Below are 21,222 nucleotides of genomic sequence, written 5' to 3'. Positions count from 1 at the left end.
AATAAAAGCTTACCTCACTCGAATTTGGTCAGGCTCTAATATGTTAAGAAACAATAAGCGCTAGGAGGTCGAACGTTGACCTTTAGCGCTTATTGTTATTTATTTTGCTATTTTGACTGGAGTTTCTGCTATAACATTTCCCTCATGGCTGTAGCTTAGAAGACTCACTTGATCAGTTACAGTCGATACGCGGCTCTTTGCATAGTATCGGAAATCTGTTGTATTCATGACACCTACTCTACTTAAAATGGTTCCATTCACTTTTAACGCTACATATTTTATGTTTCCTGTGTAAGTCCCTTTCACATAACTATCCTGGTTCAGGACAAACTCATCTGGATTCAAAATTGCACTTTGATTGACTGTTACACGTTCTTGATTTATAACTATACCTGCTGAATTATAAGCTTTTATGCTTACAATATCTGAAAGGCTAATTTTCCCCTTTGCATAGTATTGCCAATTCGAAGCATCTAAAACGCGTACTCTACTATACTCAGTTCCATTTACTACTAATGAAATATATTTTACATCTCCCTCAAAAGTGCCTCTTACATAGGAGTCAGTTGAGAGTGTATAAGGTGTGACATTCAGTTCATTCTTGTGCTGAATAAAAGCCCCTTGTGCCACAACTGTACTGGCACTTGTTGTTTGTCCGCTAGCTGTCGCTGTTGCTGTTACAATGGTACCAGCTTCTAGTTGAGGGATTGTGATACTATAATGACCACTTGAACTCACTTGCCCTACTCCAATTCTTGTTGCGCCAGTTTTAATTAGTAAAGAGGCATTTGGCTCAGCAGTTCCTTCAACTTTCGTAGAGTCTGTAGTTAACGGGTTGATAGTTGTTGGGGCAATATTGCCTTGTGCGACAACTGTACTGGCACTTGTTGTTTTTCCGTTTAAAGATGCTGTTGCTACTATAAGCGTACCAGCAGCTTGCCTAGGAATCGAAAAACTGTATCTTCCATTTGAGTCTGCTTTCCCGGTTGCAAGTATTATTCCATTCAAACTTATTGAAATAACAGCATTTGGTTCAGCTGTTCCTTGAACTGTTATAGATTCGGATGTCAGAGAATTAATGCTGATTGGCGTGAGAATATATTGGTTTGTGGTTGAATTTTTTAGACTGCTTTTTTTTGTTTCAACACTAGATGCACTCACTTTGTCGTTACCTAACAGTGGGGAAAACATGGTTGAAATGATAAGTCCTCCTGTTAAAATACTAACTGCTGATTTTCTTAATTGTTCTTTTTTTATGTACATGCTAAACTCTCCTTTTTTAAGTAATAATCTGTACTACATAACGAAAAATCAGAAAAAAATCTTTATTTATTCTCCAAATCAAATCCACCTCCTTGTCAATCATACATTGTCATGGTAACATTTCAGGAAAAAATTCAGAGGCTATTAAAATCAAATTTCTATCAATTTTTTTGTAAATTTTGTTACATTTTTCTTATATTCGAAGTTCTTGTTTTTTTGTTTGAAATTCGGGAAATTACTAGGTAAGAACAAGAAATAGGTGGGGACGATGAAATTTAAGAATGATACGAAAAATAAAATTGGTCACTTCTTTCCGGCATACGTGGACGCGGAAGGACTTGATGCGGGAATTTTGGAGACGGAACGGGCTTTTTTAGCTTTGCCTTTTACACGGGAAATCGAAAAGATGCGTACGTGGAAATGGCATACGACGGGAAAGCTTGATAATACGTTTATGCGACCGGCGCTGATTAAAAAACGGCCGCTACTTGAAGTGGACTGGCAGCCGCTTCTTTTTGCTGAACTAGGCAAGCTTCGAGGTGAAGCGGTTCAAGTTTCGGTATTGGATTTTGGTGCGGTAGCGGACGGAAAAACGGATTGTACGGGGGCATTTGTACGCGCGATGGGACAAGGCGGGCGAAGCGTTCGGATTCCAGAAGGGGAGTTTATCATAACTGGCCTTAAGGTGCCTTCTCATACGGAGCTGATCGGGGCGGGCTCGGGGAAAACAATTTTGCGGATGCATGATTTTGCTGCGAAATCGCGTCAGGGGATTCGAAATCGGAATCGCTTCACAGGGAACAAGAGCATTCGGCTAGAAGGCTTCACGCTCGATTGGCGCGCGGAGCGTTTTCCTGAAAAAGAAAAAAGTGCGGCTCGAGGAATTCGTTCGAGTGGGATTGCGTTTTGCAATGTGATGTTTGGGCTCGTGCGGGATGTTTGTGTGCAAAATCCGGGGCTGCACGGAATTGATGTGACGTCTGCTTATTATAGTTATGGGGGTGACGGGACGACTTCGCGTTTTAGGAGTCGCTACGTGTGGATTGATGACGTGGAGGTTTATGGGTTTGGTGATGATGGTGTGACGACGCATCATAGTGATTATGTGTACATTACGCATTCTTATTTGCACAATCCGAGCGGTAGAGCGCACAAAAAAGGCGCCTCGAACTCGAATGGAATTGAAGTGGACGATGGTTCGCGGCATGTGGTGTTACACAATAATCGTACGGAAAATTGTTTTGGTGGCGTGGAAATTAAGGCGCATGAAACGAGCTCTGCGGCGTATGACACACAAATTATTGGGCATTATTCGCGCGGGGATAACCGAGCATACAATTTTAGGCATATTGGGCACCATAAAGAAGGTGACGCGAATAGTTTGACGGCAATTGGCATTCGCGCCACCTTTTTAGTAGCAGAAGAGCCACGCAAGACGCCGCTTTATGCGGAAAGCCGTCCTCGGGCTCTAGTTGTTTCGGCGTATCAAAGAGTGGCGTTGAACTATGTTTGTACGGTAAGCGAAACCAAAGCGCCCGTTATCGCGGTTCAGTACCGCGCACGTGCTGTGGATCTTCAACATATCGCGCATTCAGGAGTAGCTCCGCGCATTAAAATTAGCCAAGATACACAGTCAGTTCGTGTTTCACCAGTAGATGAGCGGTCGCCTTGAAAAATCATTATCTGGCGCAACGAGGCTGCCTTCCATCAGACTGTAGAGCTTTGTCGCGCGAACATCGTAGGCAATAAGTTTTTCTTTTGCCTTTGAAACCGTCGTAACGAGCGGAAGTTCAAGGTCTTTTTTTACTTGGGATAAATAGGCCTGCCCAGTTTGGTTCATGCCTAGGAGGCGCAAGTAAGGCGACACCTCGTCTTGTTTTTCAAAGCGCATTAAAATTTGCATGGCCGTACGCTGAACACGTGCGCGGCTATAGCGTTTTGTTACGATTTCATTTAAGAAGGCTTCCGCCTCATCATGTCTGGCCGCTTTCACAAAGCGATTTTCGATGCCTTCTGTAACGCTATTAATTTTCGAAAGTGTCCCCGGATCGTCCGTTATAAGACGGTAACGCAAAAGCGGATACAGCTCGGCAAATGTCATCAAATTTGCTGAACTCCCAATGATTTCCCAGTAAACAAACGGAGGAATGTATTTTTTTACCTCGTTAAAGTGTCCTTGTAAAAGCATATTGCGAACAGCGGTTGCGCTTGTGACAGCCGGTCTTGCGGGCGCTAATTCCGCGTAATTTGTTGTGCGCGTTAAAGTTTGAATGTTTAGCGGGCGATTCATTTTTTCATTGGCTAGCGCATAATGGAAGCCAAGGATATTATTTGGCAGTGTCACATCAAGTCGGTCCCCAATTTGTTCATGGAGAGCTTCTGTTAGTGCCGCACCGTAACTTAATGTCTTATCGCTTAATTTTTCTTTTATAAGCGCATCAAATGATTCTTGATTGGCTAGTTTTGCCGCCTCAACAAAGGCTTCGCTATCCCCATTTTCACTTCCAAAAAAAATGGTTTCAGCCTTTAAATCTGCAAGTATTCGCACGGCTTCAGTTGCGAAAATATCAGCTTGCTGCATGACAAACCTAACAGGCAGTTCAAAGACGAGGTCAGCCCCGCCAAGAATCGCCATTTTTGTTCGAGTCCACTTATCAAGCATAGCAGGTTCCCCCCGCTGAACAAAAGAGCCACTCATAACTGCGATAATACAGTCCGCCTTAGTTTGTTTTCTAGCTTTATTCACATGATAGAGATGTCCGTTATGAAATGGATTATATTCAACCACAATTCCCGTAGCACGCATGAAAATCACCTATTCCTTTTTTCTTTTTATTTTAGCACAAATTTGCGTGATGTGGTGCCGTTTCTTTTCCTAAAAAGGATTGACAAACCCGCCTAGAAAAGCTATAATGATTTTTGTTGCGCCCGAGGTGATTAATGATGAAATGGTCTTTAAGTCAACTAAAAAAATATCGCGATGGCGAGTTTGAAATTAATGAAACGATCGACTTAACCGAGTTTTTAAAAGAAAATAATCATGACGTCAGAGAGGCTTCGCCTGTTCACGTTACCGGAACATTCGAAATGAAGCGCGACGAAGTAATTGCTCATTTGACAATTGCTGGCGAGTGGACGTTGCCGTGTGCAAGGACGCTTACAGACGTTTTTTATCCGTATGAAATTAAAGCGGTGGAAACCTTTGTTAAAAATCGTGACCAAGTTCATGATGAATCTTGGCATGTAATGGAACAAGATACGGTAGATTTAGTTCCTGTTGTGAGCGAACTTCTGCTAGTTGAAATTCCCATGCAAGTTTTTAGTGAAGAAGCGGCTGATGTAGACGCACTTCCTAAAGGTCGTGACTGGGAACTTCAAACAGAAGAAAAATTTGCTTCTGAAAAAGCAAAAAACGAACCGAAAGTGGATCCTCGTCTTGCTGGACTAGCCGACTTTTTTAACGAAAAAGAAGATTAGTTTCAGTAAAGCTGGAATATATCTAAGGGAAACCTTAAGAATAGTTTTAATCTCTAAGGAGGTGTATGGAAATGGCAGTACCTTTTAGAAGAACTTCTAAAACAAAAAAACGCAAACGTCGCACGCATTTCAAATTACAAGTACCTGGTATGAACGAATGTTCAAACTGTGGTGAAATGAAACTTTCTCACCGTGTATGCCCTGAATGTGGTCATTACGATGGTAAAGACGTGGTAAATAGCTAATTCTAACAAGTGAGACGTACACTTGTTCACTAAAAAAACGACAAGATGCCATGGATCTTGTCGTTTTTTTGCATACATAAATAACAAAATAGTGTAAAATATGAGATGTAGTGCGTTTTCTATATTATAAAAGTAGGTGAGAAGATGAAGCCGAGTATTGGAATAATTGGAGCAGGTGCGATGGGGCTGCTTTATGCTGCTCATCTTGCTAAATATGCGCACGTAACACTTTATGTAAGGCGCGAGGAACAGCTGGAAAGTTTGAATAAGAACGGTTTGCATTTTAACGGAGAAACTCTCCCTGTTCAGGCGACCAAGGGCATTTCTTTTGAAAAAATGAAACAGCATGGCATTATTTTAATTGCCGTGAAAAGTTATGAACTTGAACATATTTGGACAGATTTAAATAAAATTCCGTCAGAAATTCCGCTTTTGTTCATTCAAAATGGCATTGCGCACTTGAAATTCATTTTAGACCTCACGGCGACAAATATTTGGGCGGCCACGACGACCTACGGAGCGAAGCGCCTGAATGACTTTTCTGTTGAACAAAAAGGCAAAGGGAAAACAATTTTCGGCGTACTAAAAGGGAGTGTCGCTACAGAAAAATTGAATTTCTTACAACAATTGGCCGATTTTTCCTTCGAATTTTCAAATGACATCAAAAAAGCGATGTACGAGAAACTCCTAATTAATGCAGCAGTGAACCCGCTTGCCGCGGTTTTAGGAGCCAAAAATGGCGATTTAATCCAAAACGAAAACTGGCGCGAGTTACTTCACGAAATCGTCGAAGAAGTGAACCGCGCGCTACAAATTGATGATGCCATGCAGAAAGTGGAGCAGGTGTTAATCGCGACAAAAGAAAATCTATCTTCCATGGCAACCGACGTAAAATTGAATCGCCGCACAGAAATCGATAGCATTTTACTTCCCGTGATCCGGTTGTTAGAAGAGGGCAATTACCCTGCAACTCGTCTAGGGACCCTATATAAACTAATAAAAGGAAAGGAGCAACAATATGTTTAATTGGCTAACCGACACGACTTTTGTTTTAATCGTGCTACCCGTAATCGTTTTTTTAATCGTATTTTGGACAGTTCGCTTTTTACTCAAACAACCACGTCGCGCGTTAAAACTCGCAGCCGATTTTACAACTCTTTTCCTTATTATTGCTGTTCACTTATTCATGAAACTGCTATTTAATCATTCTTTCCTACTATACATATTCCTTTTCTTATTCATCATTGGGATCGTTATCATCGCGCTGTTTGCTAAACGTGATGGAGAAATTCATGTTTATCGAACAATTCGTATTTATTGGCGCATTTGCTTCTTTGTTTTCAGCTTGCTTTATATCGCATTGTTCCTTACGGGTCTTGTAATGAGCGTCGTTTACCTACTCGGATAAAGGCACCCAAACTTTAGAAAGACTGAAATAACCATAAATCATGTCCTCTACGCCGCGAATATGGCTGTCAATGTTATGTGTTTTATCGCCGTAAGCCACATAAAATAAGAAAAAATTTTCCGTAAGCCATGTGTCAAGCGACATGCGGCTTTTTTCTCGCTCTAAAAAAGTCTCACCAAACTTCATATCTTCCAAAAAAGGAGCTACAGTAGCTAAGATTTTTTCACTTAAAAACCTTTTTGGGAATAAATGAGGGTTAGTGAAGAACTCCATGTAGCCAAGTTCCATATCAGCGCCTGGTTCGTCCTCCAGCCAAATAAAATCTAATTTTTGAAAACTCGTGTCATAATAATCAGTCGCCAAATTGATGGGCACCCATTCCATTTGAAGGCCAAACGCCAAAGCCTGTTGCCTGAAAATTTCAGCGTTTTGTTTAATAATGGGGCGGTCAAAAATCCCTAAATAAATGATGCGCCCGTCATAACCCGACTTTTCTAGCAAAGAGGGAATTTGTTTTGCGTCTTTCCGAATACCAGGATTCCTTCCCGATTTAAAATAACTCGCCGCCTGCCGCTCTTTAGAAACTCCAATTAATTGTCCATCAAACAAATGATAAATCGCTTCGCGAAACGCTTTATTTTGAATAAGCGAATCTTGTTTTTGGAAATTAAAACAAACCGCCGAAACACCAGAAGACTGACTAGCCGTTTTAACGTAATGCTCATCCGATTTTTCCAAACCATAGGAAAAGCGCACATCATTTAATTTTTCAGCACCTTCAATATACCAAAACTCAATTTTATCTAGCAAAGCCCGCGGCATGAAATAGCCATCAAACGCTTCCAACGTAATTTTATTCCCAGAACGTTCGCTCAGGCGAAAAGGCCCTGTCGAAATCCATTTCATTTCATCAAAAATCGTATTTTTAGGCAAAATGGGAACATTAATAGACGTTAAATAACGAATAAAGAAAGGATCTGGCTTAACCAAATGAATCCGCAAAATGTAAGTAGAAACAAGCTCAATATGCCGGATATCCTTCAAAAAATGTGCCACTACAGAATCCGCCTCCTTTGCGCGGTAAAGCGAATAGGTGACATCTTCACTAGTTAAATAACGTCCATTATGAAAAGACACCCCTTTACGTAAATAAAAAGTCCAGCTTGTTTTAGTCGCGTTAGAAGAAAAATGGTGCGCAAGCCACGGTTCGATTTTTTGTGTTTCTCGATTAAAGATGACCAATGTGTCGCTTAAATGTTTCAGCAGGAAAGACTCAATGGAAGTGGACACCCGTTTAGGCTCTAATGTACTAATCTTGCGTCGCATCATCATTCGGAGAACGTCCGTATTCCCCTCGTGAAGTTGCGTATTAAATAATTGGCGAAACTCTTCTGTTATAAAGGAAAGAATATGAGGCGGCAAATCACTTTCTAGAAAAGTTGCAATGCAAGAAAGTCGTTCTTCTTTTGTTTTTCCTCCCAAAAAAGAGGTGATATCTTCTAAAAAAGATTGCGTGAAAGTTATGGAAGATAAATGCCCACGACCGCGGCCGGGAGAATAATAAAGTAGATTTTGAGTGGCGTAAGCTTGGATTTTTCGTTTCGCATTTTTGGGCGAGCAGTACCAAAGATTGGCGATTTCAGCCAGTTTGAAAGAACAGCTATGATTTTCTAAATAAGTCCGCAATTTAAAATAGTCAAAATCCATATTAAAAACCTCCACCTGTTAAAAGGGGACAAAAAAATCAATTAACGTCCCTTTTTATAAATTTGTTTCTACTTTATAATAACAGAAGTAACGTATCAAAAGAAATTTTAGACGGAGGGGATATTCATGTTTCGTGCGCTTCACCCAAATATTCGCATGCGAATTGTGATTAACTTTTTTAGTAAAATTATTGCTTCCATGATTTTCCCTTTTTTGGCCATTTACTTTACAGCGCATTTTAATCCTTCTGTAGCGGGCATTTTATTAATGCTTAACATTGCGATCCCGTTTGTAGTAGGCCTTTATGGTGGCCATTTAGCAGATGTATTGGGGCGCAGAAAACTAATGGTGACCGGAGAAGTGCTAAAAATGATTAGCTATCTGGGGCTAGTTTTGGTGAATTCCGCACTATTTAGCTCTCCATTACTCACATTTGTATTTTTATTGCTCATCGGAATTGCACAAGGAATCATTAATCCTGCAGCAGATGCAATGCTAATCGATGTCAGCACACCAGAATCCAGAAGTTTTATGTATTCCATTAGCTACTGGGCAAATAATCTGTCTTCTATGATTGGAATTATTATAGGTGGTTGGCTCTTTACAACACATTTTTTCGAACTTTTAATTGCGCTCTTTCTTATGTCGATACTAACAACGTGGTTAACGTTCCACTTTATTACAGAAACGCATGAGCAAGACTCAAGTAAAAGTTCAGGGACTGGCATAAAAGAAGTTTTTAACGCCTATTCCGACGTCGTTCGCGATAAAAGCTTTGTTTTGTTCACGATTTCTGGGATTTTTATCATGACAATTGAGTTTCAGCGTAACAATTTCATTTCTGTACGTCTTGCAGATGAATTTCAAAACCTTACGCTGCAATTGGGGCAGCTTTTGGCAATCCCAATTGATGGCGTGCGAATTTTAAGCTTGCTCACGGCGCTAAATACGTTGTGCATCGTATTGTTCACAGCGCCAGTCGCCAAGTGGCTAATACATCGCAAAAATGAACCGGTCATGTATGTTGGCTTTCTTCTATTCGCAGTAGGCTTTTCTTTTTCAGCCTTTTTATCAAACATGTGGTTGTTATTTTTCGCAACGCTTTTACTTTCTTTAGGGGAATTGCTCTATGTACCAACACGCCAAACCATTTTAGCAGCGATTATCAACGACAATAAACGAGGCGCTTATATGGCTTTTAATGGGATTATCTTTCAAGTCGGAAAACTATTTGGCGCCGCCAGTTTATTATTCGCTCCTTTAATAGGAAAATATGGAATGGGCGTTTTCATCATTGTTTGCGGCGCCTTGGCATGTATCTTCGGGCGTCTTGCACTCAGAAAAAAACAAGTTCTTCTTGCCGGAAATGAATCAGATTCTCTTGAAAGTGGGGATTAGTGGTTTTGTCCCCCACTTTCCCACCACTTTATAATCTTATGCGAAAATGGCTTTGTACCAATGATTTATCATCTCTTTTAAATGAAGAGATGAATTTTTTTTGTCTTTTTTTAGGTTTTGGGTGGTACAAAGTGGGGAGATGTGGTAAAGTTGTACGTAAGAAAGTGGGGGAAGTCTAATGTTCATGGGAGAATATCAACACAACATTGATATAAAGGGCCGTTTAATCGTGCCAGCGAAGTTCCGTGAACTACTCGGGGACAATTTTGTCATTACGCGCGGGCTAGATAAGTGCTTATTTGCCTATCCGCAAAATGAATGGTCAAAACTCGAGGAAAAACTTCAGACGCTTCCACTGACTAAAAAAGATGCTCGTTCTTTTACGCGTTTCTTCTTTTCAGGTGCTTCTGAGTGTGAGTTAGATAAACAAGGAAGAATTAATATTCCGCAAAATCTAGTCGGTTATGCGGGGCTTGAAAAAGAAACCGTTATTATCGGAGTTTCAAATCGTATTGAAATTTGGAGTAAGTCGGAATGGGATGCTGTTTTTGAGGAATCAGAAGAATCCTTCTCCGAAATTGCAGAAAATATGATTGGATTCGATATTTAAAGGGGGGCTACGATGTTTAAGCATGAAACTGTCTTACTACATGAAACTGTAGACATGTTAAATATAAAAAAAGATGGCATTTATGTGGATTGCACGCTAGGCGGTGCAGGTCATTCCGCATACTTGCTAAGCAAACTGGGAAAGCAAGGGCGTTTAGTGGCTTTTGACCAAGATGTTACGGCAATCGAAAACGCGAAAGTGAAATTACAAGATGAGCGAGTGCTCTTTATTAAATCTAATTTTCGTTTTATTAAAGAAGCGCTGTTAGAAAATGGCATTTCAAAGGTGGACGGTATTTTATATGATTTAGGTGTTTCATCACCGCAGCTTGACGTTCGTGAACGAGGTTTTAGCTATCATCAAGATGCTCCGCTAGATATGCGCATGGATCAATCACAAGAACTTACAGCGCAAATTGTTGTTAATGAATGGGCGTACGAAGATTTGGTGCGAATATTCTTTCGCTACGGGGAAGAAAAATTTTCAAAACAAATCGCACGTGAGATTGAGCGTCGTAGGGAAATGAAGAAGATCGAAACGACACAAGAGCTCGTTGATATTATTAAAGAAGCGATTCCAGCGCCGGCAAGACGCAAAGGGGGACACCCTGGTAAGCGAACTTTTCAGGCGATTCGAATTGCGGTGAACGATGAACTTGGTGCTGTCGAGGATTCATTACACGATGCGCTTACGCTTTTAAAACCGGGCGGTCGAATTAGTGTGATTACGTTTCATTCTTTAGAGGACCGCATCACGAAGCACATTTTCCAAGAAGTGACGAAGGGGCCGGAAATACCGAAAGGACTTCCTGTTATTCCGAAAGAATTTGAGCCTGACTTTAAGCTTGTGTCACGAAAACCCATTTTACCTAGTGAAGAAGAAGTTGAAGCAAATAATCGGGCGCGTTCAGCAAAACTGCGCGTTATTGAAAAAATTGAGAAATGAGTAGGAGTTGAAAAATGTGAGTAATTTTGCCTACAAATCCAATCTGGAGCCTAAGCGAATACATAAGGAAGTAGAACAACCGAAAAAAGCAATTTTAAAGCGTGGACAAGTGACACTCTTTGAAAAACTAATTGTACTCATGGCGATTGTGGCTATGGCGATTTTTGCATTTTCTATCATCAGCGTTCAAACTTCTATTTATACCGTTAATAAGGATATTGAAGCAAGCGAAGAAAAATTAGCAACTCAGCAAAAAACGAATGATGATTTAAAAGTGCAAGTAAACGATTTAGGTCGGTATGAACGCATCTTGAAAATGGCGAAAGAAAAAGGCTTAAGTTTAAACGGAGATAATGTAAAGGTAGTGGACGGTAAATGAAACGGCGCAGAGGAAATATGAGGAGGGGCGCACTGGTACTTTTTGTCTTTTTCGCGACGCTCTTCCTTATTCTTACTGGCCGTTTTCTTTATTTGCAAATTACCGGCGAGGCAAACGGCGAACCATTAGCCGCTGAAGCCGCAAAACAACATTTGAAAACGGAAAAGATAGAAGCGAAACGTGGTTCTATCTTAGACCAAAAAGGCGAAGTGATTGCTGAAGATACATCAACGTATACGCTTGCGGCTGTCGTGTCGGATAAGTTTTCCAAAACATCAAAAAATCCTACATATGTCGTCGATAAAGAGCAAACAGCGGAAACACTTGCGAAATACATTGCTATGTCTAAAGCAGAAATTTTAGAACGTTTAAATACGGAAGATGTTTACCAAGTTGAATTTGGAAAAGCTGGAAAAAATATATCCGTCGAAACGAAAAATAAAATTGAAGCGGAGAATTTACCAGGACTTGAATTTACACGTCAAGCTGCCCGGTTTTATCCAAATGGCACCTTTGCTTCGCAGCTAGTGGGCTTTGCGCAACAAACCGAAGGCGAAACAGGTGAATCCACACTTGTTGGAAAAATGGGACTCGAGAAAAGCTACAATTCCATATTAACGGGTAAAGATGGCGAAATTAATTATAGTACAGATAAACTCGGTTACATTTTACCTAATTCAAAGAAAAACGTAAAAGAAGCAGAAGATGGAAGCGATATTACGCTGACTATTGATAAAAAGATTCAAACATTCTTAGAAGATACGATGACAACAGTTAATGCGAAATATAAACCTAAAAATATGATGGCAGTTGTCATGAATCCTAAAACAGGTGAAATTTTAGCGATGAGTCAACGCCCATCATTCAATCCGTCAACTAAAGAAGGTTTAAGTACAGAAAATGCGGGTGTGTGGCAAGATTTGCCAGTCGAATATGCTTATGAGCCAGGTTCTGTTATGAAAATTTTCTCATTAGCCTCAGCAATTGATACAGGTGTTTATAATCCAAATGCCTACTATAAATCCGGTATTTACCGCGTCGGCGATATTCCGATTCATGACCATAACGGCGGTGCCGGCTGGGGGACAATCACATATCGCGAAGGCGTTGAACGCTCTAGTAATGTGGCGTTTGCTACTCTTTTGAATAAAATGGGGACGGATACGTTTGAAGAATATTTGACGAAGTTCGGCTTTGGCCAAAAAACCGGAATCCAGCTCCCAAATGAAGCAAGCGGGAAAATCCTCTACAACTATCCAGTTGAAAAAGTAACAACTGTTTTCGGTCAAGGGACAACCGTATCCATGATGCAAATGCTTCAAGGAGCTTCAGCAATTGCAAGTGATGGGAAAATGAAGCAGCCTTATATTGTTTCAAAAATTACCAATCCAAATACAAATGAAGTAACCGAAACGAAAACGAAAGTATCAGGAACACCAATTAGTGAGGCAACTGCTAAGAAAACACGTGAAGAATTGCAGCAAGTTGTTAGCGGAGAACACGGAACTGGTAAATTATATGCGATTCCAGGCTACTCGGTTGCCGGTAAAACGGGAACCTCTCAAATTGCTGACCCGAAAACGGGCAAATACATGACGGGAAGCGATAATTATATTTTCTCTTTCATGGGAATGGCACCAGCAGACGATCCAGAATTGGTGATGTATGTTACGATGCAACAGCCGCAATTGGAGGGCAGCGAAACTGGTGGTGAGGCCGTTTCAGAAGTGTTTAATCCGGTTATGAAAAACAGTTTGCAATATATGAACATTAAGCCAGCGAAAGAAGCGAAGATGGAAAAAGTTTCAGTTCCAAATTATGCTGGACAATCGGTTGAAGACGCTAAGGCCGCTATTACGAAAAGCAAATTGGTTCCTGTTGTTGTCGGAAATGGTTCAAAAGTAGTTCAACAAATCCCGCAACAGGCAAATAAAGTGATGGAAGGCGAGAGAATTGTCATCATGACAGATGGCGATATGACGATGCCAGACATGACAAATTGGTCGCGCGATGATGCTCAAAAAGTTTCCGAAATAACAGGTATCCCGTTCACCTATAATGGAAGCGGATATGTAGCGAAGCAAAGCGTTTCAGCAGGTTCTATTTTAAATGAAAATTCGAAAGTGACCTTAACGATGAAAGCACCAAATGAAATTTATGCCTTTAATCAAAACCGTGATCAGACGAATCAAGACCAATTGAAGCAGGATACGAACATTCAAGAAAATGCGGGTGTTGGGGACTTGCTTACAAGATAAATGAAGACGTGTCTTAGACAAATAAGCCATTTTTGTCTGAGACATGTACTCATTTTACCCTATGGAAATGCTTCTTGCTTTTTGCTAAGATAGAGAAGGATATTTTTTCTCTTAGCAAAGTGCGGGAAAATGTCGCTAAAGGAGATGGACATTTTGAAGTTAAAAGAGTTGCTCAGTATATTGCCGCTTTATGAGTCGAAGGCGGATTTAAATATGGAAATCACCAAAATTGCACAAGATAGTCGCGAAGTCGAAGCAGGCACGCTTTTTATTTGTATTGATGGCGAAGTTGTAGACGGACACCAATTTGCGCAAGTTGCGGAACAAAACGGGGCGGTAGCCATTATTGCTGAAAAGCCAGTAGACGTTTCGATTCCGGTTGTCCTTATTCGGGATACAAAACGTGGAATGGCGCTTCTTGCGGATTGTTTTTATGGTTCTCCGAGTCAAAAGATGCGTCTCATTGGCATCACTGGCACAAATGGCAAGACAACTGTAAGTCATTTGGTGGAGCAGGTTTTGCGCGATTCAGGCGAAACAACGGGATTAATTGGTACGATGTACATGCGCATTGCGAATCAAACAGTTGAAACGAAAAATACAACGCCAGATAGTCTGACTTTACAGCGTGTTTTTTCCGAGATGAAAAGAAGAGACGTCTCATCTGCGGTCATGGAAGTATCCAGTCACGCGCTTGTGCAAGGACGTGTTTACGGCACGGATTATGATGTTGCGGTCTTTACGAATTTATCGCAAGACCATTTAGATTATCACAAAACAATGGAAGAATATGCCTATGCGAAAAGTCTTCTTTTTGCGCAACTGGGCAATCGTTACTCGAAAAGTCATCCGAAAATGGCGGTTTTAAATGTGGATGATGCGGTTTTTGACACGATGAAAACCGCAACAGCTGCACATGTAATTACATATGGTATTGATAAAACGGCAGATTTCCAAGCACAAAATATTGAAATTACGAGTCAAGGTTCCACTTTCGAATTGTTTTCTCCAGAAGGACGCGAAAAGGTTCACATTCAAATGATTGGTAAATTTAGTATTTATAATGTGTTAGCGGCCATCGCAACTTGTTATATTAGCGGAATTCCGCTGCAACAAATTATGAAAACAATTTGTACGATAAAAGGTGTTGCCGGTCGTTTTGAGTTAGTCCATGCCGGACAAGATTTCCCAGTCATTGTTGATTACGCACACACACCAGACGGACTTTTGAACGTGTTACAAACCGTTTCTGAATTTGCCAAAAAACGCATTTTTGTTGTAGTCGGTTGTGGGGGAGATCGCGATAAAGGCAAGCGTCCTAAAATGGCGAAAATCGCGGCAGAATATGCAACCGATCCTGTTTTTACATCAGATAATCCACGTACGGAAGAGCCAATGTCGATTATTTCGGACATGCTAAAAGGCGTGGAAGGCCAGTCTTATGAGGTGCGTGTGAATCGCCAAGAAGCCATTGAATATGCTATAAACGAAGCAGAACCCGGCGATGTGATTTTAATTGCGGGAAAAGGGCATGAAGATTATCAAATCATCGGTACAGAAAAACATGATTTTGATGACCGCGTTGTCGCTAGAGAAGCTATTGAAAAAAAACAAAAACTTTAATACAATAGTAACAGTTTAGAGTGGAAAAAAAGATTGGAGAGAAAAAATTGTGTCTTTATACTTTTTAATTACAGCATTAGCGGTTGCTTTTATCATAACAGTAGCCTTCGTACCAATATTTATCCCATTTTTAGTGAAGCTAAAATTTGGTCAAAGCATTCGTGAGGAAGGCCCGAAACTGCATGCGCAAAAATCCGGGACTCCAACGATGGGCGCGATAGTCTTTTTAACGGCTATTGTAATTAGCTATGTGCTTCTATCTGTTATAAGTGGAGATTTTACATCTGCAACATGGCTGATTTTGATAGTGACGCTACTGTTCGGGGCACTAGGATTTCTCGATGATTATATTAAAGTAGTACAAAAACGTAATCTTGGCTTAACATCTAAACAAAAGTTTTTTGGTCAAGTAGCTATCTCGCTGCTCTTTTATATCATTTACCATTTGAGCGGTTACCCAGACACATTAACGATTCCCTTTACAAGCACAGAAATTAATATTGGCTGGTTTTTCCTGCTGTTTGTTTTGTTCTGGCTTGTGGGCTTTTCAAACGCGGTCAACTTAACAGATGGTTTAGACGGGCTCGTTTCAGGACTTTCAAGCATCGCGTTTCTCGCGTTCGGGATTATCGCGATTTACGAAAACCAAATGGAAGTAGCGCTTTTCTGTTTTGCTGTTGTTGGCGGCATGTTAGGTTTTCTTCTTTTTAATAAAAACCCAGCGAAAATATTTATGGGTGATACAGGTTCCCTTGCGCTAGGCGGGGCACTTGCAGCCGTCTCGATTCTCTTAAAACACGAATGGTTGCTCCTTTTAATCGGTGTCGTCTTCGTCATCGAAACCGCGTCTGTCATGTTACAAGTCGCCTATTTTAAAGCGACAGGCGGAAAACGAATTTTTAAAATGACGCCAATTCATCATCATTTTGAGCTTGTTGGCTGGCGCGAATGGCGCGTTGTTTTAACTTTTTGGGCAGTAGGACTTGTAGCGGGCATTTTAGCCGTACTACTTGTTATTATATAGGCCGCAATTTGCGGCATAAGGCGTCTCTAAACGGTTTTAAAAACCAGTTTTAGTTGGCGCTTTCGGTCGTTTCTAAGCATTTAAAAAACGGGGGAAATTTTTATGAAAAATATTAGTCAATACCATCACAAAAAAGTACTTGTGCTTGGTTTAGCCAGAAGTGGTGTTAGTGCAGCAAGTTTACTTCATAAATTGGGCGCATTCGTAACAGTCAACGACAAACTACCTTTTAGTGAGAACCCAGAAGCACAAGGTTTACTTGAACAAGGAATCAAAGTCATTTGCGGCAGCCACCCAACAGAATTACTTGATGAAGGCTTTGAACTGGTTGTGAAAAATCCAGGCATTCCATATAATAACCCGATGATTGCAAAAGCAGAACGCTTGAAATTGCCTATCTTAACAGAAGTTGAACTTGCTTACCAAATTTCAGATGCGCCTATCATTGGCATTACGGGAACGAATGGTAAAACAACGACAACGACCATTATTCATCACATGTTAAATGAAATGGAAAAAAACAAGTCGCTTCTTGCAGGGAATATCGGTTTCCCCGCGTCAGAAGTGGCAGAAAAAGCAACAAGTGACCAATACATTACGATGGAACTTTCCTCTTTCCAATTGATGGGAATTGATACATTCCGTCCGCAAATTTCAGTGATTACAAACATTTATGAAGCCCATCTTGATTATCATCATACGCGTGAGGAATATGTGGCTGCCAAGTGGAAAATCCAAAAAAATCAAACCGCAGATGATTATTTAGTCATCAATTGGGACCAGGAAGAACTTATCCACTTAACGAAAAAAACGGCGGCTAAGATCATCCCGTTTTCAACCACCCAAAGGCTTTCAGAAGGGGCTTATGTGCAGAACGGCATGTTGATGTTTGGCGAGGAAGAAATTGGGAAACGCGATGATATTTTACTTCCGGGCGAACATAATTTGGAAAATATTCTCGCTTCTATTGCGGTAGCGAAGACGATTGGCGTACAGAATGAAGCCCTCATGCATGTGCTTGAAACCTTTAAAGGTGTGGAGCACCGGACGCAGTTTGTCACTGAGCTACTCGGCAGAAAATTTTATAATGATTCAAAAGCAACGAACATTCTTGCAACTCAAAGCGCGCTTAAAGGGTTTAAACAGCCTGTGATATTGCTTGCCGGCGGACTTGATCGCGGCAATGAATTTGATGAATTAAAACCATTTTTAAGAAATGTTAAAGCCGTTGTTGTCTTTGGCGAAACAGCAAATAAAATGGCACGCATTGCAAAAGAAGTCGAGATTGATGTCCACTACGTGAAAAATGTTGAGGACGCCGTTCCAGTTGCCTTCAAGGTTTCAAGACCCGGCGACGTCATTTTGCTTTCGCCAGCCTGTGCAAGTTGGGACCAGTACCGCACGTTTGAAGTGCGTGGCAACGCCTATATGAATGCTATTCAAGAATTGACAGATGAGGTGGAACAATGAGAATCGTATTAAGCGGAGGCGGTACGGGTGGCCATGTTTATCCGGCGCTTGCTTTCCTAAGAGAATGTAAAAAAGAATATCCAGACGCCGAATTTCTATACATTGGTACAGAAAAGGGGCTGGAATCTGATATTGTGAAGCATGCAGACATTCCGTTTGAAGCTATTGAAATCACTGGTTTTAAACGCTCGCTTTCTTTTGAAAATATCAAAACGATAACACGCTTTCTAAAGGGCGTTACGCGCTCAAAGGAAATTTTGCGTGATTTTAAACCAGATTGTGTAATTGGTACGGGTGGTTATGTTTGCGGACCTGTCGTGTATGCGGCAGCAAAGTTAGGCATTCCAACTGTCATACATGAGCAAAATAGTGTCGCGGGTCTGACGAATAAGTTTTTAAGTCGGTATGCGGATAAAGTGGCAATCTGTTTTGAAGAAGTGAGCGATTCTTTTGCTTCTGAAAAAATTGTTTTCACCGGAAATCCGCGCGCCTCAGAAGTCATCCGCACAGAAGACGCCGCTGTTCTTTCGGCATACGGCTTAGATTCTGCCAAACAAACTGTGCTTGCATTTGGCGGAAGTAGGGGAGCGAAAGCAATTAATGAGGCAGTCGAGCAAATTTTACCCGCGTGGTGTGAAAAAGATTACCAGCTCCTTTATGTGACTGGCGAAGTGCACTACGAAAAAATAAAAGATAAGCTAGCCGCAATGGATTTACCAAATACCATTAGCGTGCAACCCTTTATCTATGATATGCCCGCTGTTTTAAACTCTGTGAATCTCGTCATCTCAAGAGCCGGCGCGACGACGCTTGCCGAGCTGACAGCATTAGGACTGCCAAGTATTCTAATCCCGAGCCCTTACGTGACGGCGAATCACCAAGAGAATAACGCTCGTTCTTTAGAAAGAAATGGCGCCAGTATCGTCATTACGCAAGAAGAATTAACCCAAGCTAATTTAATGGAAAAAGTCGATGCGATTATGGTAGATGAAACCAAGTTAAACAAAATGGCTTACGCCGCTAAAGAGCTCGGAGTACCTGACGCAGCAGAACGTCTTGTTGATGTGGTTGTGCAACTAATTAAATAAAAAAGGGATGAAAACAATAGAAAGGAGATGCGAATATGACGGACAACAAAAAAATTATCTCAATCGAAAATAAAATTCCTGAACTAAAACGTTATCGCAAGAAGAAACTTATTCGTCATCTCGCTATATTGGTAGGCTTCTTTGCCGTTTTAATCCTGATTACCCTTTATTTTCTATCCCCTTTCAGCAAGGTTGATCAAATCTATGTTTCAGGAAATCGCCAATTGACCGAGAATGAAATCAGACAAGCAAGTGGCGTTGACTCAAGCGATTTTGTGATTGCTGTTAACAATAGCAAAGTGGAAAAGCAACTTGAGAAGCAAGAACTCATTAAAAAGGCAGTTGTTGAAAAAGATGGACTGCGCAACTTAAAATTAAAAATTACCGAATATAAAACGGTAGGCTATATGGAAAAAGACGGCATGTACTACGATATTTTAGAAAATGGCAAAATTCTAAATGATAATGCCCAAAAATTTCCAATTGGAAACCGCGCTTTATATGTCGGCTTTAAAAATGGAACGGTATTAAAAGACATGGTCGAGCAAATGAATCAATTGCCAGAAGAAGTCATACGAGCCATTTCAGAAGTCCATTTAGACCCTAAAAAAAGCGATGCCGAACATATTGTGCTTTACATGAATGACGGCAATCAAGTTTCCGCAACAATCCCTACTTTTGCAGAAAAAATGAGTTATTATCCGTCTATTGTAGCCCAGCTTCAAGAAGGACAAAAAGGTGTCATTAATTTAGAAGTAGGCGCCTATTTTGAAAGTTACTATAAACAAAATGAAGCGAAAAAGTCAGAAGAACAGAAAAAAGATTAGAATTAAGGCTTGATTACGAGCGTTTGTTCGCGTTTTTTGAGTTTTGAAAAAATAAATTCAAAAAAATAGTCAAAAATTGTTCTTTGTGCTTTAATTACATGTTTTGTTAGTGTAGACTGTAAATAAGTGAACTCGAAGCTAACAATAGAAAACAGGATAGAGAAAACAACCCCGTTTTGGGAAAATATATGAATGAATAAAAGGAGGTGCCGATAAATGGGAGAAAGTGAAATTTATGTGAGCCTTGACATTGGTTCATCCAAAATCAAGGTCATTATTGCCGAAATGGCAAACGAACGTCTTAACATTATTGGTGTTGGAGATGTTCCTGCACAGGGAATTAAAAAAGGTATTATTATTGATATCGATAAAGCCGTTGAATCTATTAAAAAAGCAATTAGTCAAGCTGAACGCATGGTTGGCGTTGAAATTTCGCAAGTCATTGTTGGCATTGTCGCGAGTCAAGTAGCGCTTTTAGAAGCGCGTGGCATTGTTGCCGTAAGCAGTGACAAGCCTGAAATTACTGTTGAAGACGTATGGAATGTGATGGATGCAGCGCAAGTGATACCGCTTACTGCTGAAAGAGAAATCATTAGCTTAATTCCAGAACAATTCGTTGTAGATGGTTTTGATGGCATTACAGATCCCCGCGGCATGAGTGGTGTTCGACTTGAAATGGAAGGAACACTTGTAACAGGCTCAAAAACAATTTTACATAATACACTGAGATGTGTGGAGCGAGCAGGACTTGAAATTACAGAAATCGTCTTGCAACCTTTAGCAGAAGCAGCAATTTCATTATCGGAAGACGATTTGGAGTTTGGCACAACATTAATTAATGTCGGTGCCGGCACAACGACTGTCAGCGTCTTTGAACATGGCAAATTAGTTTATACGTTTGTCATTCCAGTTGGCGGAGATAATGTCACAAAAGACCTTTCTCTTGGTCTAAATACTTCTACGACAAATGCGGAGAAGGTTAAATTAGAGCACGGTTACGCTTTTTATGACGAAGCTTCAGCGGACGAAATTTTTGCGATTGATGTGATTGGTTCTGACCAGAAGCAACATTTCACGCAAGTTGAAATCGCCGACATCATCGAGGCTCGCATGGAAGAAATTTTCCTACTCGCACTAGACGGCTTAAAACAAGCTGGTTTCACCCAATTGCCGGGCGGATTTGTCTTAACTGGCGGCGGCTCTGGCATACCTGGCTCCCTCGAACTAGCGGCTAAAACACTAGGTGGGCACGTTAGACTCGCGATGCCAGATTATATCGGTGTACGCGATCCTGCTTATACGACAGCGGTCGGTTTAATCCAGTATGCTTATAACTTAGCTGAGTTTGATGGCCGAGATTTAAGCAGCGATACAGAGGAGCAAGTAGAGGAAAAAACGCAAGCAAGAGCTACGAAACAGCCGAAGCGAAAGAAAACAGAAGATGAAAAGGTAACAACGAAAATGAAAAACTTTTTTGGAGCCTTTTTCGAATAAAATATA

Annotated in this window: 19 protein-coding genes; 16 read left to right on the top strand and 3 right to left on the bottom strand. The window is 40.8% G+C overall.

Annotated elements, in window-relative coordinates; translation table 11 throughout:
* Positions 1-99: 99 nt before the first annotated feature.
* Complete coding sequence (locus CFT42_RS10850; protein WP_088816130.1) at positions 100-1,263, bottom strand: immunoglobulin-like domain-containing protein; 1,164 nt, start codon at positions 1,261-1,263, stop codon at positions 100-102.
* Positions 1,264-1,531: 268 nt separating this feature from the next.
* On the opposite strand from CFT42_RS10850, the gene CFT42_RS10845 reads away from it, so the two are divergent.
* A complete protein-coding gene (locus CFT42_RS10845) occupies positions 1,532-2,935 on the top strand; it encodes a glycosyl hydrolase family 28-related protein (RefSeq protein ID WP_088816129.1) in 1,404 nt (467 codons plus the stop codon).
* Here the strand turns inward: CFT42_RS10845 and CFT42_RS10840 are convergent.
* On the bottom strand, positions 2,909-4,069 hold the full coding sequence (locus CFT42_RS10840) for a nucleotidyltransferase (protein ID WP_088809561.1): 1,161 nt from the start codon (positions 4,067-4,069) through the stop codon (positions 2,909-2,911). The genes CFT42_RS10845 and CFT42_RS10840 overlap by 27 nt on opposite strands.
* Before the next feature lie 137 nt (positions 4,070-4,206).
* Here CFT42_RS10840 and CFT42_RS10835 point away from each other — a divergent pair, with 137 nt between their 5' ends.
* The 4 genes from CFT42_RS10835 (at position 4,207) to CFT42_RS10820 (ending at position 6,393) form a co-directional block, all read left to right on the top strand.
* The gene (locus CFT42_RS10835; protein WP_088809562.1) at positions 4,207-4,740 is read left to right on the top strand and encodes a YceD family protein; all 534 of its coding nucleotides are present in this window, start codon (positions 4,207-4,209) and stop codon (positions 4,738-4,740) included.
* Positions 4,741-4,811: 71 nt separating this feature from the next.
* Positions 4,812-4,985 (top strand): 50S ribosomal protein L32, encoded by a 174-nt coding sequence (rpmF, locus tag CFT42_RS10830; RefSeq protein WP_088809563.1) that lies wholly within the window; start codon positions 4,812-4,814, stop codon positions 4,983-4,985.
* Positions 4,986-5,129: 144 nt separating this feature from the next.
* Entirely contained in the window at positions 5,130-6,011 is an 882-nt protein-coding gene (locus CFT42_RS10825) for a 2-dehydropantoate 2-reductase (RefSeq protein ID WP_088816128.1), read from the top strand.
* Positions 6,004-6,393 (top strand): DUF3397 domain-containing protein, encoded by a 390-nt coding sequence (locus tag CFT42_RS10820; protein WP_088809565.1) that lies wholly within the window; start codon positions 6,004-6,006, stop codon positions 6,391-6,393. Before CFT42_RS10825 ends, CFT42_RS10820 begins: the two co-directional genes overlap by 8 nt.
* On the opposite strand, the gene CFT42_RS10815 is transcribed toward CFT42_RS10820, so the two are convergent.
* On the bottom strand, positions 6,382-8,100 hold the full coding sequence (locus tag CFT42_RS10815; RefSeq protein WP_088816127.1) for an ABC transporter substrate-binding protein: 1,719 nt from the start codon (positions 8,098-8,100) through the stop codon (positions 6,382-6,384). The genes CFT42_RS10820 and CFT42_RS10815 overlap by 12 nt on opposite strands.
* A gap of 126 nt (positions 8,101-8,226) precedes the next feature.
* Between CFT42_RS10815 and CFT42_RS10810 the strand changes: the two genes are divergently transcribed.
* From CFT42_RS10810 to ftsA, 11 genes are all read left to right on the top strand, one after another.
* Entirely contained in the window at positions 8,227-9,498 is a 1,272-nt protein-coding gene (locus tag CFT42_RS10810) for an MDR family MFS transporter (protein WP_088816126.1), read from the top strand.
* A gap of 178 nt (positions 9,499-9,676) precedes the next feature.
* Positions 9,677-10,108 carry a division/cell wall cluster transcriptional repressor MraZ gene (mraZ, locus tag CFT42_RS10805; RefSeq protein WP_088809568.1) on the top strand — a complete coding sequence of 144 codons (432 nt, stop codon included), beginning with the start codon at positions 9,677-9,679 and terminating at the stop codon, positions 10,106-10,108.
* A 12-nt stretch (positions 10,109-10,120) separates the two neighbouring features.
* A complete protein-coding gene (gene rsmH, locus CFT42_RS10800; protein ID WP_088809569.1) occupies positions 10,121-11,053 on the top strand; it encodes a 16S rRNA (cytosine(1402)-N(4))-methyltransferase RsmH in 933 nt (310 codons plus the stop codon).
* 16 nt (positions 11,054-11,069) lie between these two features.
* Complete coding sequence (gene ftsL / locus CFT42_RS10795; protein ID WP_088809570.1) at positions 11,070-11,432, top strand: cell division protein FtsL; 363 nt, start codon at positions 11,070-11,072, stop codon at positions 11,430-11,432.
* A complete protein-coding gene (locus tag CFT42_RS10790; RefSeq protein WP_088809571.1) occupies positions 11,429-13,690 on the top strand; it encodes a penicillin-binding protein in 2,262 nt (753 codons plus the stop codon). Before ftsL ends, CFT42_RS10790 begins: the two co-directional genes overlap by 4 nt.
* Positions 13,691-13,843: 153 nt before the next feature.
* Positions 13,844-15,313, top strand: coding sequence for a UDP-N-acetylmuramoyl-L-alanyl-D-glutamate--2,6-diaminopimelate ligase (locus CFT42_RS10785; protein WP_244169965.1), 1,470 nt, complete (start codon positions 13,844-13,846; stop codon positions 15,311-15,313).
* Between the two features lie 49 nt (positions 15,314-15,362).
* Positions 15,363-16,337 carry a phospho-N-acetylmuramoyl-pentapeptide-transferase gene (gene mraY / locus CFT42_RS10780; protein ID WP_088809572.1) on the top strand — a complete coding sequence of 325 codons (975 nt, stop codon included), beginning with the start codon at positions 15,363-15,365 and terminating at the stop codon, positions 16,335-16,337.
* A 102-nt stretch (positions 16,338-16,439) separates the two neighbouring features.
* The gene (gene murD / locus CFT42_RS10775) at positions 16,440-17,807 is read left to right on the top strand and encodes a UDP-N-acetylmuramoyl-L-alanine--D-glutamate ligase (RefSeq protein ID WP_088816125.1); all 1,368 of its coding nucleotides are present in this window, start codon (positions 16,440-16,442) and stop codon (positions 17,805-17,807) included.
* Entirely contained in the window at positions 17,804-18,895 is a 1,092-nt protein-coding gene (murG, locus tag CFT42_RS10770; RefSeq protein WP_088809574.1) for an undecaprenyldiphospho-muramoylpentapeptide beta-N-acetylglucosaminyltransferase, read from the top strand. The genes murD and murG overlap by 4 nt, the downstream gene beginning before the upstream one ends.
* Positions 18,896-18,930: 35 nt before the next feature.
* Positions 18,931-19,722, top strand: coding sequence for a cell division protein FtsQ/DivIB (locus tag CFT42_RS10765; RefSeq protein WP_088809575.1), 792 nt, complete (start codon positions 18,931-18,933; stop codon positions 19,720-19,722).
* Positions 19,723-19,938: 216 nt separating this feature from the next.
* Positions 19,939-21,216: a cell division protein FtsA gene (ftsA, locus tag CFT42_RS10760; RefSeq protein WP_088809576.1), complete on the top strand. Its 1,278-nt coding sequence runs from the start codon at positions 19,939-19,941 to the stop codon at positions 21,214-21,216.
* The last annotated feature ends 6 nt before the right edge of the window (positions 21,217-21,222 follow it).

The sequence above is a fragment of the Listeria goaensis genome (assembly GCF_900186125.1).
Classification (GTDB): Bacteria; Bacillota; Bacilli; order Lactobacillales; family Listeriaceae; genus Listeria; species Listeria goaensis.
Note: the sequence above shows the minus strand (reverse complement) of the source record. Positions and strands in the feature narration are given on the sequence as shown.